The organism is Pseudomonas sp. PAMC25584, from assembly GCF_058135675.1.
In genome coordinates, this window is record NZ_CM176870.1 from 4,875,308 (window position 1) to 4,888,222 (window position 12,915).

General features: G+C 58.7%; 21 protein-coding genes and 1 tRNA gene. 5 read left to right on the top strand and 17 right to left on the bottom strand.

Annotation, left to right across the window (positions count from 1 at the left end; translation table 11 throughout):
- Position 1: 1 nt before the first annotated feature.
- From ACS5Q8_RS22670 to ACS5Q8_RS22750, 17 genes are all read right to left on the bottom strand, one after another.
- Complete coding sequence (locus tag ACS5Q8_RS22670; RefSeq protein ID WP_465159442.1) at positions 2 to 1,285, bottom strand: terminase large subunit domain-containing protein; 1,284 nt, start codon at positions 1,283 to 1,285, stop codon at positions 2 to 4.
- On the bottom strand, positions 1,275 to 1,835 hold the full coding sequence (locus ACS5Q8_RS22675) for an HGGxSTG domain-containing protein (protein ID WP_465159443.1): 561 nt from the start codon (positions 1,833 to 1,835) through the stop codon (positions 1,275 to 1,277). The genes ACS5Q8_RS22670 and ACS5Q8_RS22675 overlap by 11 nt, the downstream gene beginning before the upstream one ends.
- Positions 1,836 to 1,912: 77 nt before the next feature.
- Positions 1,913 to 2,215: a hypothetical protein gene (locus ACS5Q8_RS22680; protein WP_465159444.1), complete on the bottom strand. Its 303-nt coding sequence runs from the start codon at positions 2,213 to 2,215 to the stop codon at positions 1,913 to 1,915.
- Complete coding sequence (locus tag ACS5Q8_RS22685) at positions 2,212 to 2,553, bottom strand: hypothetical protein (RefSeq protein WP_465159445.1); 342 nt, start codon at positions 2,551 to 2,553, stop codon at positions 2,212 to 2,214. The genes ACS5Q8_RS22680 and ACS5Q8_RS22685 overlap by 4 nt, the downstream gene beginning before the upstream one ends.
- Before the next feature lie 3 nt (positions 2,554 to 2,556).
- Positions 2,557 to 2,877 (bottom strand): MFS transporter, encoded by a 321-nt coding sequence (locus ACS5Q8_RS22690; RefSeq protein WP_108524306.1) that lies wholly within the window; start codon positions 2,875 to 2,877, stop codon positions 2,557 to 2,559.
- A 199-nt stretch (positions 2,878 to 3,076) separates the two neighbouring features.
- Positions 3,077 to 3,146, bottom strand: a tRNA-OTHER gene (locus tag ACS5Q8_RS22695).
- A 323-nt stretch (positions 3,147 to 3,469) separates the two neighbouring features.
- Positions 3,470 to 4,051, bottom strand: coding sequence for a hypothetical protein (locus ACS5Q8_RS22700; RefSeq protein WP_465159446.1), 582 nt, complete (start codon positions 4,049 to 4,051; stop codon positions 3,470 to 3,472).
- Positions 4,048 to 4,626, bottom strand: coding sequence for a recombination protein NinG (locus ACS5Q8_RS22705; protein WP_465159447.1), 579 nt, complete (start codon positions 4,624 to 4,626; stop codon positions 4,048 to 4,050). The genes ACS5Q8_RS22700 and ACS5Q8_RS22705 overlap by 4 nt, the downstream gene beginning before the upstream one ends.
- Before the next feature lie 91 nt (positions 4,627 to 4,717).
- Entirely contained in the window at positions 4,718 to 5,158 is a 441-nt protein-coding gene (locus ACS5Q8_RS22710) for a recombination protein NinB (protein ID WP_465159448.1), read from the bottom strand.
- Positions 5,155 to 6,081, bottom strand: a complete 927-nt coding sequence (locus ACS5Q8_RS22715; RefSeq protein WP_465159449.1) for a hypothetical protein — start codon at positions 6,079 to 6,081, stop codon at positions 5,155 to 5,157. Before ACS5Q8_RS22715 ends, ACS5Q8_RS22710 begins: the two co-directional genes overlap by 4 nt.
- Positions 6,074 to 6,292, bottom strand: a complete 219-nt coding sequence (locus tag ACS5Q8_RS22720) for a TraR/DksA C4-type zinc finger protein (protein WP_465159450.1) — start codon at positions 6,290 to 6,292, stop codon at positions 6,074 to 6,076. The genes ACS5Q8_RS22715 and ACS5Q8_RS22720 overlap by 8 nt, the downstream gene beginning before the upstream one ends.
- Positions 6,289 to 7,065, bottom strand: a complete 777-nt coding sequence (locus tag ACS5Q8_RS22725) for a hypothetical protein (protein ID WP_465159451.1) — start codon at positions 7,063 to 7,065, stop codon at positions 6,289 to 6,291. The genes ACS5Q8_RS22720 and ACS5Q8_RS22725 overlap by 4 nt, the downstream gene beginning before the upstream one ends.
- A complete protein-coding gene (locus tag ACS5Q8_RS22730; protein ID WP_465159452.1) occupies positions 7,040 to 7,987 on the bottom strand; it encodes a hypothetical protein in 948 nt (315 codons plus the stop codon). Before ACS5Q8_RS22730 ends, ACS5Q8_RS22725 begins: the two co-directional genes overlap by 26 nt.
- The gene (locus tag ACS5Q8_RS22735; protein WP_465159453.1) at positions 7,987 to 8,793 is read right to left on the bottom strand and encodes a Rha family transcriptional regulator; all 807 of its coding nucleotides are present in this window, start codon (positions 8,791 to 8,793) and stop codon (positions 7,987 to 7,989) included. The genes ACS5Q8_RS22730 and ACS5Q8_RS22735 overlap by 1 nt, the downstream gene beginning before the upstream one ends.
- Before the next feature lie 81 nt (positions 8,794 to 8,874).
- Positions 8,875 to 9,120: a hypothetical protein gene (locus ACS5Q8_RS22740; RefSeq protein ID WP_465159454.1), complete on the bottom strand. Its 246-nt coding sequence runs from the start codon at positions 9,118 to 9,120 to the stop codon at positions 8,875 to 8,877.
- Between the two features lie 18 nt (positions 9,121 to 9,138).
- Positions 9,139 to 9,348 (bottom strand): hypothetical protein, encoded by a 210-nt coding sequence (locus ACS5Q8_RS22745; protein ID WP_465159455.1) that lies wholly within the window; start codon positions 9,346 to 9,348, stop codon positions 9,139 to 9,141.
- Between the two features lie 35 nt (positions 9,349 to 9,383).
- Positions 9,384 to 9,596 carry a transcriptional regulator gene (locus ACS5Q8_RS22750; protein ID WP_010568092.1) on the bottom strand — a complete coding sequence of 71 codons (213 nt, stop codon included), beginning with the start codon at positions 9,594 to 9,596 and terminating at the stop codon, positions 9,384 to 9,386.
- Positions 9,597 to 9,680: 84 nt separating this feature from the next.
- Here ACS5Q8_RS22750 and ACS5Q8_RS22755 point away from each other — a divergent pair, with 84 nt between their 5' ends.
- From ACS5Q8_RS22755 to ACS5Q8_RS22775, 5 genes are all read left to right on the top strand, one after another.
- On the top strand, positions 9,681 to 10,412 hold the full coding sequence (locus ACS5Q8_RS22755; RefSeq protein WP_465159456.1) for a LexA family transcriptional regulator: 732 nt from the start codon (positions 9,681 to 9,683) through the stop codon (positions 10,410 to 10,412).
- A gap of 636 nt (positions 10,413 to 11,048) precedes the next feature.
- Positions 11,049 to 11,309, top strand: coding sequence for a hypothetical protein (locus tag ACS5Q8_RS22760; RefSeq protein WP_465159457.1), 261 nt, complete (start codon positions 11,049 to 11,051; stop codon positions 11,307 to 11,309).
- Between the two features lie 168 nt (positions 11,310 to 11,477).
- Entirely contained in the window at positions 11,478 to 11,960 is a 483-nt protein-coding gene (locus tag ACS5Q8_RS22765) for an Lcl C-terminal domain-containing protein (RefSeq protein ID WP_465159458.1), read from the top strand.
- Between the two features lie 191 nt (positions 11,961 to 12,151).
- Positions 12,152 to 12,610 (top strand): hypothetical protein, encoded by a 459-nt coding sequence (locus tag ACS5Q8_RS22770; RefSeq protein ID WP_443693960.1) that lies wholly within the window; start codon positions 12,152 to 12,154, stop codon positions 12,608 to 12,610.
- A 28-nt stretch (positions 12,611 to 12,638) separates the two neighbouring features.
- The gene (locus tag ACS5Q8_RS22775; protein ID WP_443693959.1) at positions 12,639 to 12,911 is read left to right on the top strand and encodes an XkdD/Y8K6 family phage-associated protein; all 273 of its coding nucleotides are present in this window, start codon (positions 12,639 to 12,641) and stop codon (positions 12,909 to 12,911) included.
- Positions 12,912 to 12,915: the final 4 nt, after the last annotated feature.

Consider the following 12,915-nt stretch of genomic DNA (forward strand, 5'->3'; position numbering starts at 1 on the left):
GCTATCGGCTCATGTGGGGCACGTGAGCGCCGTGGGTTGCGACTGGCTTGCAGACCGGGAACAGGAACGCAATCGGGTAGCCGGCTGCGTCACATGCGTGGTCGTGGCCGGTTGTCTTGTCTGGCTCGCCGTGATCGTTGTAGGGCTGCTGCTCCAGGCACTCAGTGAGCGCTGGGCACTTGCTGGTGTTGACCTTGAGGCGGCGAACGCCGGTCCCGCTGAGGATCTGGGCGTTGACGGCGTTCACCCGGTCCTTGACCCGTGGGTTGACGCTGTTTGCACGGATCGTGAAGCCGGCCTGCTGCAGGATGGATAGGTCAGAGACTGACGCGCCCTTGCTGCTGGTGTTCTGGCCGCTGGCGTCCGGGTAGACCGTGACGTGGTGGCCCTGGAGCAGGTAACGCTCGCGGATCATGCGGGCCAGCTCAGGAGTGTCGCGCACCTTGACCATCTCGTCAGCCGCGTGCAGCGCACCATCTCGCATGACGTAGATGATCCCGGCCATGTTGTTGACGTTGAAGTCGATGCCGACGTGGATCGGCTCGCCAGGCTGCACATTGGTGTCGACGTGGTTCAGCACCCGGGAGAACTCGGGGTACACAGCGCCAGATGTCAGGTTGACGAACTCGCCCTCGAGGTAAGCCTCGATCAACTGCGGCGGGTAACTGGCACGCAGGCTGTCGATATAGTCGGGCGGCAGGAACGGATTGGTGCGCGTCGGCGCCTGGACAATCTCGTACCCCGGCTTGGCGTCACGCTTCCATGTCTCGTAAACGAAACGAAAGCCTTCTGGTGTCGTGTATACGCTCACGCGGTTGAATGGGTTCTGGACGCCCTTGGGACGCTGCCTGTTACGCGCAATGATCTTGCGCCATGCGTCGGCAGCGTGATCGCGCTTTAGCGTGTCCAGTTCGTCCACATGAGCGCAGTACGACTCATAGCCAACGATCCGGGCCGGGTTGTCCAGTGTCCGCAGCACGAAGTCGGCACAACCGCCCGAGCTGCAGTAAATGATGTTCTCTTGCTTGTTGTACTTGTACCGGATGCCGTAGTCGGTGAGCTTCTCTTCGATCCGGGGCGCCAGGATCAGGCGCACCAGGTCGTAGGTCGGCTCATAGAGGGCAATCATGCCGGTCGATGCTTCGAAGCCGTCACGAATAGCGCAGTTGGCCAGGGTCTCAGTCTTCCCCGTGCCGAAGCCGCCGACGAACGCCGGATACTTGCAGGTTTTCAGGAAGAACTCAGACTGCGGCGCGGTCATCACCATCTCGATTTCACGCGCCATTGGTGACCACCCTTACCGCGATTCCAGTGACAGGACCGCCACCCGACTTGCCGTGCTCACGCTCCTTGTCAGCCAGTTCAAGGCCGCGCAATGCGCGCTCTTGGTTCTGGGTCATCAAGTACGAACGACGAGTCTCCAGCGATTCAATGCGAGCTGTCAGGCGATCAATCAGCCCGGCGTAGTCGCGCACCTTGAACTTCTCTCCGGTCTTGGCTTGGTACTCGCCGGCGCCTTCACGCTCAACGCGAGCCTCAAGCTCTGCCGTATCACCACGCTCAGCCTCTTGAGCCAGCGTGCGCATCAGCCTGATCCGAGTCAGGCGCAATTCATCGTCGACCGAACCAAGCTCAATGCTTGGCAGAAGTTCGGCTTCCTCATCAGTCAAGAACTTGCTGTAGATGGAGCCAGGATGAGCGGCGTTCTTGTTGCCCCGCTGTTCTTTGGGGCCCGAACTCTTGCCGCCGTGTAGCTTGCAGCGAGAGGAACCCGGTATTGCGTGACGCTTGCATGGTTCCCCGTTGCCGCGCTTGGATGCGCCGCATAGGGCCATAGTCAGCCTCATTCATGGGGTTGGTTTTCACAACGACTCATTCAACGTCGTTCGAACGTCATTCAATGATCATTCGATTACAGAGCCTTCTTCGCCAACGCTACAGCCTCATCCCAGAACACTGGGAGCTCATGGCCGAGGGCGGACAGGATGGTTTCGAGCTTGGCGATCAGGTCGGGCGCTGGGGCGGCGACGGGTGCAGGCTCGCTTACCTGGGCAACAGGTGCTGCAGCCTCAGGAACCACAACGACCGGAGCCGACGACGCAATGGCGGCCTGTACTTCAACTGGCAATTCGGACATGACTGGAGCCTCTACGAAGAGTTTCGCAATCCATGCGGGGAGAATGGTGTGGATGATGCTGGCGAGGACGGCTTTCACCTCTCACCTGCCTGGCGCTCTGACTGCTCAAGGTTGTTCAGGCATTGCTCACAGTGCAGATACCGGCACAGCCAGCCCTTGACGCGCGGCCAGTGGTTGGCGACGAACCAGTGTCTTAGGCCAGCCAATGCGAGCGCTCCGTGGAAGGTGACGCCGGCAGCGCTTGGGCTGAGGAATACAGTCTCGCCCCGGGTAGCAATCGCAAACCCGGACACGGCGATCGCCGCGTAAATGATCTTGCCGACAATACCGTCTCTCACCTTGTGGCTCAGTACGCACCAGGTCGCCCATATGGCGATGATGGAGACGAAAGCCGTGCTCAATGTTTGAAGGCTCATGGATTAACCCCCTCCGAGCTTCGAGCGGATAAGCGCCCAGATGTCGGCGGCTTTGATGGCCCGGTTGATGGCGGTCAGGAGTGACCCACCGAACGCCCCAAGAAGGAACCCAACACCGGCAACATTGCTGGGATCAGTCACAGCCAGGCGGTCGCAAACAATGCCCGTCAAGTACAGGGCGCAGGCAATACCCGTCAGCAGGAAGATGACCCAGGACCAGAGATCCTTGAGGTCGTCCTTGCTCCACCAGCTCGCGATGATGGCGCCGACTACCCCGGCAAGGATCAGGTCGGCCTTGTCGAGCAAGCGATGCAGGAATTCCATGCGCTCGACCTCTCAGTTGCATGATTGAATAAAAGGGCCGTCAGGTGGCGACCAAACGCTGGGGAGCAGCGGCGAATAGATCAGCCCCGGCGGCACTCCCAGATCAGAGCGAAGGGTTTGGCGGGGCCGAAAACGACAAATCCCCGCACAGTGGCGAGGCCTCGAAATGAACTATGGCAGTTTTTGCCATAGTTGGAATTGGAGCGGATACAGGGAATCGAACCCTGATCGAAAGCTTGGAAGGCTGTCTAGCGACCTGCGCTACCCGCAATTGCGTGTCTTCCCACGCTGCCAGCCAAAGACCATCACGGCGTCGACACCCAAGTGCATCGATCTCGCCGCGCCTGTCTCGCGCCACCCTGAAAGCGTGTTAGGTCAGGGCGCACGGGCTGCCGGTGTTTTTCCGTAGCGCTGCACTACCGGCTTATCAGCGTCCAGGCCTCCCGAGGGCTGCCCTGGCCGCAGTGAATTTTGAGCAATAAAAAACCCGACGCGATGGCCGGGTTTATTGGTTCAGCGAGTAAGTTGCCGAAGGCAAAACTCTAACAGTGGCGAAATCATGCCATGAGCCGCACGGGAACGCAATAGGCCCTCATGCGGCCTCGCGCATTTCGTAAATTACCGCCGCCACCGGGCTGAGTGCTCGACGGTCTAGATCCTCGCAGCAATCGAAGATCAGTTGTAGCACTCCACCCCAATCCCGCTCCCAGTTGCATGACTCCAGGCGCACACCGTAGAACTGCCACATCCACTCCCTGAACTTCTCGGGATTGGCGAACGGATCTTCGTTGGCCGACTGGCCGCCCTGGTGCATGTACTGGTACCGGCGCATGACGCCCTTCACCACATACTCCAGCTTCTCCCGCTTGGCCGCCGTCATGCGTGGTGACTTGCTCTGCACCAACAGGAATACCACCTCCTCCGCTGCCTCGCGGATGTCGTCGCTCTGCTCGGCGGCGTACATGAAGTCGCCGAAGACTCGGATCTGCGGGTGTAGCCGAGCGATTGCCGACTGGATATGCCCTGCCAGGGCGCCGTGGACTGCTTGATTCGCCGTAGGGCCACGCTCGGTGTTCTGCACCACCACGCCCAATTGCACAACGTCAGAGGTCTGGCCGGGGGCCGGGTTGTATTTGCAGTCATGCCACGCCTGGCGCGCTGAGTTGATCTTCATGCTGCCGCCCTCTTCAGTTCTTTGGTTTTTGCCCGGTACTCGGCGGTGATCGCCTTCAGTTGCTCGACGGTGTACTTCTTGGGCTCATGCGGCCCCTCAAGCCATTCCACAGCCTCGATGCCGATCCGCCTAACCAGCTCAATGCGGTAGTTCACGATGTCGCCTGATTTGTGGTTGTTGCATGGGGCGCATTGTTTGTGGACATTCAGCGGTTCGAATCTGATGGCTGGGTTTGCCGCAACGGTCCGATAGTGCCCAGCGTGATATTGGCCGTCATGGTGGCGACCACAGCTCACGCAAGGCAGATCGGCGTCACGCAGGCGAACCCACTCGTTGAAAGCCTGCTGAGTATCCTTGGCATGATCCGCCCTGCTCTTCAGCTTCTCCTTGCGGACACGGATCTCGGCGCGCCCAACCTGATCCAGCGAATTGTGCGCCTTCTCCTGGTTCACTTCCTTGATGTCCAGGCCGCACTTCGGACTGCACACCGCCTGCCCGAGGCGCTGTGGGACGAATGAGGCCCTGCATGCTGGGTTCTTGCAGGTCTTGGGCTTGGGTTGCTTGGCGGCGAGCATCAGCGAACCTCCATTACGGCAGCGATCAAGCAGAGCATTACCGCGGCGAACGGCTGGCCACCCATGGCGAGGATCAGTGCGATAAGCCAGATCATGCGGCTCTCCTTTCGCCGTAGATGGCGTACATCAGGTCGTCGGGATGAGGGAGCAAGAGCTGCAGGTGTTCGGCGCAGTACGCGTCCAGGCGCTCCAGGTACTCGGTCATCTCGGCAATGGTGAACTTGCGAGTCTTGGCGCGGCCCACGCGGTACTGGGTGCCGTCCGGTAACTGAACCGGATGAACCTCGGCAGGCCACAGCTTCGATACCAGGATCTCGTGCCACTCTTCTGAGCTTGCGAGCTGGCCGAAGGAATCGCGCAGGTGCGACTGGATCAGTCCGTTCCACATCCACAGCATCTTGTTCTGTGCGTCACTGCGCTTACTGCGGATCTCGACGATGGTCAGCTTCTTTGGCTTGGCCAGGTCCAGGCCGGCGATGTAACCAATAGCCTTGTTGCGGTCTGATTCGTTGCGGATCTGGAGGCTGGTCATGACTGCTCTCCCTGGCCCAGGGCGGCGGCCTCTTCTTCCCACGGGAAAGGGCTGTACGACTCGAAGTCAGTCTCCCAGTGCGCCGGCTCAGTCATGCCCACGTTGTCGTAATGAGCCTGGCAGTGGCCACACCTGAAAACGTAAAGCCCCGAGCCCTTCTCGAAATAGTCATCCCGATATTCAAGGATCTCAGCCTGGATCAGGGCCAACTGCTCAACGGTAATCTGACCGCTGATAGCGCTTATGAACGGATCATCGCCTTCGCTGTGAAAGACCTCGATCCAGACCGACTCTTCGCCATTTCGCCAAGCGTTGGCGTCGTATTGGTTCTGCTCAAGATCGTCACGCAGCGTCCCGCACTCCGCTTCGATACCCTGAAGCCGATCAATCTCTGCAGAGGCTTCTTTGGCCCACTCAATACGAGAATCAGCATCCTTGCGCAGCGCCCCCACCTCAGCCTTCAGCTCAGCATTCACCCGCTCGTAGGCTTCGTAGCCGGTCTTGAGGCCGGCGATTTCGGCGCGGAGCTGGTTGGCGGAAACGTTGTTCTCTTCGGCTTGGTCGCGCCAAGATTTCAGCATGGACGTAAGCCGGTCGCTCTCGGCCTTGAGCTGGTCGCGCTCGGCAGCCAGCGCTTCGAAATCCTCCAGCGGCCCAAGAACGCCATCCCCGCCGCAGGTGCCGCACACGTCCATGTCAGGTTCTGGCGGCTGGTTGTGACCCTGGTAGGAACTGTGACCGGAATAGACTTCGCCCTGGCCACCGCAGTCTCGGCACACGCAAAGACGAGCTTTGACGCGCTCGTTCTCGGCGATCAGGGCCCGGACGCCATCAGCAAGAGCCTTGTGGTTTTCGTCGCCACAGAAACGGAGATCCGTCAGCACGCAGCCAGCCAGCCGCTTCAGCTCAGAATGATCACCCACGGCGCACCCCCTGCTTCCGCACGTCGGCCAGCGCCTTGCACGGAGCGCACAGCGTCACCCCCGGAATAGCCACCCGACGGCCTTCCGGAATCACATCACCGCACTCCACGCACTCTGTGGCGCTTATTCCGGTGTAGCGAGGGATCTGGGATAGGGACCGATTCAGGGCCTCTTCGATTACTACGTCGGCGTCATCGCAGATGTCGCTCATGTCCGTTGCTCCAATTCCTGGGCTTGCTTGATCAGTAGTGCGCGGCGATCCGCCAATTCGTTGGCTGCTTCAATCCGCATTTCGAGCTTCCGTTCTTCGCTGGCCCTGCGCATTTCCAGCATCGAGTTCTTCACGATCTCGAGCTTTGCGCGCAGCACCGGCTTTGGCTGGGTGACGGTGCCGGTGAGCAATCCAGCAATGGCGCGGCCGTCCTCGGTGACCGGGGCAACGCTCAGGTCAGCCAGGTACTTCTGGCCGTGCTCGCGGGGGATTCGCTTCAGCTCCATGGCCTTGGTTACGGCTTGAATGCGACGGCTTGCGTCAAAGCCCACCGAGACGTGCCAGTTCACAGGCTTGGCATCCTCTCGGGATTGGCAGACAAACCGCTCATACGCGCTGATGAAGGCCATCCTGGCGCCGATCTTGTCGCCGGCATCGAGCACGGGTTTCGCAGCGGCCAGGGCCAACTGAATTTCGTCGGTCAGCACCACGGTCTCGAACTCATCGTTCGTGGTCATGGCGATGGCCCAGGCTTCGTCCTTCCCGGGGCGGCCGTCGGCGGCCTGGACGCGCTGAAGGATTGAGGCCAGGGTCAGCTTTCCAGTCAGCTCGCGGCGGCAGGCCCAAAGGGCGTTGGCGATCACGTCCATTGGATGCTCTGCCAGGTCTTCAGCCATCAGCTTTGCGGCTGGAGCGCTCAGCGTTTGCCCAAGGGTTTCAGCAGTGGCGCAGATCGCCATGCTCAGCTCAGCGGTTTCGGCGTAGGAAAGCATTGCTATTCCCTCCTTCCAAAATGCTGCGACTGGCTTCCTGGGCGGCGCTGATGTTTGCCTGGGTGTTCTCCATCTGGCGGGCGGTCACGGCGTTGACCTGGCGCCCTGTGAGCCACTGCGTGCGGATGCCCTCGGCGCGCGAGACCAGCAGGCCCAGTTCGTGAGAGCTGCGGATGAAGAACGAGTCGTTGATGGTCACGTAGAACATCGCGACCTGCGGCGCCTCTTCAGCCCCAAGGCGTTGAACAAGCTGGGCAACCTGGGCATTCACTTTCGCGTTGCGTACCGGCTCGACGCCATAGCGCTCGAGATAGGCAATCGTGTAGGCATCCCAGGTGTTGGCGTTGGCGATCTGGGCGTCGGTCTTCTGCCGTGGAGCTTTGGGTTTCAAAACCTTCACGTTCGACGCCGCCTGAGCGGAAGCGACCGGCAAGAGATTTTGATCTTCGATCGGAAGATCGGGAATCTGGAATCCGGAATCAGAAGAGAGGGAATCAAGAGAGAGGGAATCAAGAGAGAGGGAATCAGCCGGGAAAGAACTGTGCTTGTCTGGTGCTTGCCCGGTGCTTTCCTCATACCAGTCCGGTGCAGGTTCGAAAACCTCAGCAGGAATGGTGCTTTGAGCCTCTTTGACGTGAGGGTTTTGGTGCTTTGCCCAGCTCACAATCTGGATTGCTCGGCAGCCATTGGCGACATAGCGGCGAATAAAGCCATACGACTCCAGGCCATTCAGCATGAACTCGATGTCTACGTTGTCAGCAGGGAATAGGGCCATTTTCAGGCGGCGCGGACGATCTTCCAGGCGCCCTTCCCGATCAGCCTCGGTCCACATGCCAATGAAGAGTAAACGAGTGGCAAAGTCGAGCTCGGCCAGGTGTTCGTTCGAGAAGAACCCCGGTTTGATGTTTCTGGATCGGGCCATCATGGACGTCCTTTGCCAATAAGCTTGGCAAGCTCAAGGAAGCGATCGACGTACCAATGCGGCGCGGTCTCGCGGGGGTTGTTGGGGCTGGTCAGGTTCTTGCCGTATCGAAGGCCCTTATCAGTCACCGACCAGAAGTCGACGACGCCGCGCTTGGTGCTGTTGCGCTGGCACTTTTTGATAAAGCCGTTGGCGGCCAACAAGCGGTTGAAGGCCGTGGCTGTGCTGGCTACCCCGTTTTCTTTGATGAGGTCGGTGATGGGCTTTGTTTCCATCGAAGATCCGCCGGTAGCGTCTGGAGCGGCGTCAATGGCATAGCCAGGGAGGAATTCAGGGTCGAGGCCGTTGTTTTGCGCGATCTTGGTCAGCATCATCATTTGGCTTGATGGCGCCGGCTTCAGAAGTCTGGTGAAGCACTCCATGATCGCCAGCTCCCCGACGACCTTCACGCTGGCGGGCAGCTCGGGCTTTTGAGCCTGTTTTTCAAGGTACTGCCAGCGATCAACCAACTTGCCGGTGAACTCTGGCGAGAGTTGGGCGACGATGACGTAGCTGTCACGCTCGCCAACGTTATAGATCCTGGTGGCGCGAGGACGGCCCAGTTTGTCCGTGGACCATTCATCCTCAGATTGAGGGCGGACCAATCCACCCTGGGCCAAGTCTTCAATGAGCCGCTTCACGTTGTCGTGACGCTTCTTGGTCAGCTTGGATATTTCTACGGATGACATTGTCCGCGCCACGTTTTGCGATTTCAGAAAACGTGGCGCGGATTCGTTGGTGTTGACGACTGATTGGGGAATAGGCATTATTCGCTCCAGACATTAGTTGTATGTGCTGCACAAGAAGCCAGGCCACGAACCTGGCTTTTTTGTGCCTCCGATTTGTGTTTAAGGATCAATTGATTCATCAGTCCCTCCTTTTTCGGCCCTTTCGAGGCCCTTTTTGTGTTCAACCAGTGAAAGCAGAGGCGCTTTGCGCTTCATCTGCTCCATCTGGGCCTGGATCGCGAGTGATCTACCTGCACGCAGGTATTCTTTCGTCGCGTGCTCAAGGCTCCATCCGAGCTCGACACTTAGCTGTCTAACCTCGGCCTGAGCCCCTTCTTCCAGTAAGTCGAAGGTTCTTTCAGGCATAGGCCCTCCATAGGGGTCTTAAGCTGATTTATCCTGTGCGCAGGCATTCATCTCTCGGATCAGTTGGGCGGCACCTAAACGGCGCGCGATCATTGAAAGCTCGTGGATATAAGTGGCGAGCTGCATGCCCGCCTGCTTTGCCTCCATGCGCAGGTAGCGCAAATCTTCCGGGGTGTAGCGCGCCTTGATCACAGCGCTGCGTTTGTGGGTTGGATCGTCATATGCCATTGGTGAGGCTCCGTTGTTGAATGCATGCAAGGTGGTTAAGCGGCAGAAAGGGATTCGACCGGATATAAATCAGGCCGAAGCTCATGGCGGGAGATGCCAGTAGCTTTTTCGATAGGAAGTGCCTGACGTGCGGGAACACCCCTGACCTTCCAGTAGGAGACCGCCATAGGGGTCACGCCAAGAAGCTCGGCAAGGGCTTTGCCCGATCCGGCCGCAAGGATTGCGCGCTCAAGAGGTGTGGGTTTCATAAACAATTCCGCCGTCGGCGAGTAAACACCAGTCAACGATACGTTTATTTAATAAACAACACAACCCCGGTAAACTCTGTGTTTATGACTAATGAACATTCTGGCGACCGGCTACGGCGGTTTATGGCCGAGCAAGGCATTACCGCAAAGCAGGTCGCTGAAACCCTTGAGGTTTCACCGCAGACTTTAAATAACTGGTTTAACCGGGGGCTTCCTGCGCGCGCTATTTATCAGGCCGCACTAAAGCTATTTGTGGATCAGCACTGGCTAACTCACGGGGAGCCTGACCCGTCTGGCCGATCTGACGCTCCAGTTCCTCCTGCCGCCGACTCGAACGCATCCCTGGACGGCCCTTTCGATGTTTGGGATGACGACACTCCACTTGAAAATGATGAGGTGTACGTGCCTTTTTTAAAGGAGGTGGAGTTATCAGCCGGTAGCGGCAGGACGGTCGTCGAGCAATCCCACAAGCAAAGACTTCGATTTGGGAAGATGACTATGCGGCGCCAGAATGTTCAGCCTAGCGAGGCGGTCTGCGTAACCGTCAGCGGGAACAGCATGGAGCCAGTTTTGCCGAACGGCAGCACGGTAGGAGTTGACCAGGGATCAACATCCGTCATTGATGGGAAAATGTACGCGCTGAACCATGGCGGCCAGCTTCGGGTGAAGATTCTTTATAGGATGCCGATGGGTGGCTTGCGCCTGCGCAGCTATAACCGTGACGAGCATCCCGACGAAGAGTACACAGCCCAGCAGATGATGGAGAACGAGCTGGTCGTTCTTGGAAGGGTTTTTTGGTATTCGGTCCTGGTGTAGCCGGAGCATCCGCGCATACAACCAAGCAAAATCAGTAGCCATACCACAACTAAGCCCGGCCCAGCGCCGGGCTTCTTGTATCCGCCATCCCTGCATCGCCCCCTCCCCCTCGCAGGCATCGACCTGCGCTGAATAGTACGACCTTCCGACTTGTGATCGACCTGCTGCCCGCCGTTGAGCGGGATTTTTTGTGCCTGCGATAAACACAAATAAACAAATAGTGTTGACGTGTTTATAAACGTGTTGTTTACTAGGCCCATCGAGTCACCCAACAGGGGCTCGCCAGGGCCTCACAGCCCGCCGCTCTTTGGTTACACCCCTTGCCGGATCACCACCGGCCCAGATTCAAAGGCAGCGATGAACCGGCCTAAACGGTTCAGAGGGTTGGCAACTGACCCGGGCGTGCAGCGTAAAGCGCCAAGAACAGTTATCCAGCGGGAGAACAAGCCGAAAGGCCCGCGGCTGGAGAGAAAGATTTCCAAGCCAGCTTGAGGAAAATAGCTGGGGGCGGGCCAGATGTATTGGCGGGAAATTCCCTACCAAATGGGAGATAGCGGTTACGCCGGACACCGCAGATTTCACTGGCAGGCCTTCGCAAGAGGGCCTGACGGGAAATCATGAGAAGAGTCATGCAGCATGAAAATAAGCATGAGGATGCCAAAGGAAGAGTCATGGACGCTTAGCGCATGGCAACTAAAGGCCCTAAAGCTGATCACCGCGGACGGCGGCGACCACGCATTACTTGAAGAGTTCTCGGGCCGGACAATAACCGGCCTAGTGAAGAGAATGCTTATTGTCGAGGATGAGGGAAATTATCGAATAACAGCGGCCGGTCAGAGAATTTTAACCCTGCGCAAAGAGGGGAATCGAATACTCCGCCCGGAAGAGAGCGTTTGAACGAACAACCAGCGCCACGACAGCCTGTCGTTAACTGCCCGGCCACCTGCGTGCCGAAGCGCAGGCTGTATCGGTCTGCGTCTTGAGTCCGGGTAGGGCTTGCCTCCGGCGCCACTAGATGGTGAAGACGCAGAGCCAATGCAGAAAACCGCCGACGAGGAATCAACCATGCAAGCAGCAGAGCAAGAACAAATCACCATCCCTGAAATCGGCGCTGTGTGGCCTGGTCAGGGCGGTATCTACGCCGGCTTCATGCCGGCTCGCAACGGCGCCGAGGGCTACCACCTGATCCTGGGTGAAGAGCTGGCCCGTGCCGAGTGGGGTCAGTATGGCGATGAGTCGCCGGCCACCAGCCTGATTGACGGCCAGGCCAACACCGAAGCACTGGTTAACGCTGACGGCGAATATCCAGCAGCAATTGCCGCATACGAACACATCGCCGAAGGGCATGGCGATTTCTACCTGCCGGCCGCCGCCGAACTGTACGAAATCTGGCTGAACCTGAATGGCAAGTTGAGCGGCTGGGTGTGGTCGAGTTCGCAGCGCTCAGCCTACTTCGCATTCAGCATGCACTTCGTTGATGGCAGTCAGTACGACTACTGCAAGAGCTACGAGCTCCGTGTCCGCCCCGTCCGCAGATTCATTCAGTAATTCGTTTATTGCTTTTCATGCAGGCGATTCCTGGGGCCACGGGTGTCCGTGGCCAGACCAGAAGCGCCCGAGGTAGCGCTCGGCGCCTGCACCCTCGCCTTTACCCGTCAGCACTCCCCCCGCGCCCATCGGCAACCAGCGGGAGTCGTGAGTGTTGACGAATGCAGGTGAACCAACAATTGGAGTTGACCATGAAACAGCAAACGAACCGTATCCGGATGGCAGATCAAATCTTCGACGCAAGCTTGCTCAGCGGCAACTTTCTCGGCGGCTTCAATTCCCGAGTGCACGGTGTTGAGCGCAACGCCACGGCTGATGGCCCGGCGAGCTTTGATCGTGGTCAGGGCTGGGACAAAGCCGACGACATGATCCGAGCGGGCCAGATCTACTTCATCCACCCATTCCCGCACGGCCAGTGCAAGCAGACCGGCTTTGTCTACGGCGGCACCTGGGCGTGCAACACCTGCCGCACTGACGGATTCCAGAAGCCTTGGTGGGCCATCCGCATGATGAAGGATGGAAGCGCGTGGTGCGTAGTTGGCGAAGGGTTTGAAGACCTGCAATCGTCATCCAACTACGCATTCGGTGATACCCGCGAAGAAGCACTCAGCGCTTACGCCGAACTGATGAATCAGATGTTAGCCGCCTAAACGGGCGAATCAACGAATGGAGAGAGTCATGGAAACCAAACACACGCCTGGGCCGTGGAACTACGGCGTCCGTAAAGATGGCTCTATTTGGCTTTCGCTGGGCGCCCCAGGCGTCGGTCCGCACTACCAAGGCGACCTTGTAGCGACCGAGTCAGATGCCAAACTGATCGTCGCCGCGCCGCAGTTGCTGGAAAGCCTGAGCAACCTGGTGGGCTTGGCAAAGCTCGGCGCTGCTCGCCTCGACAAGTACCACGCCGCCCTCGCTGATGCAGAAGCTGTAATCGCCAAGGCTACCGCCTAACCCC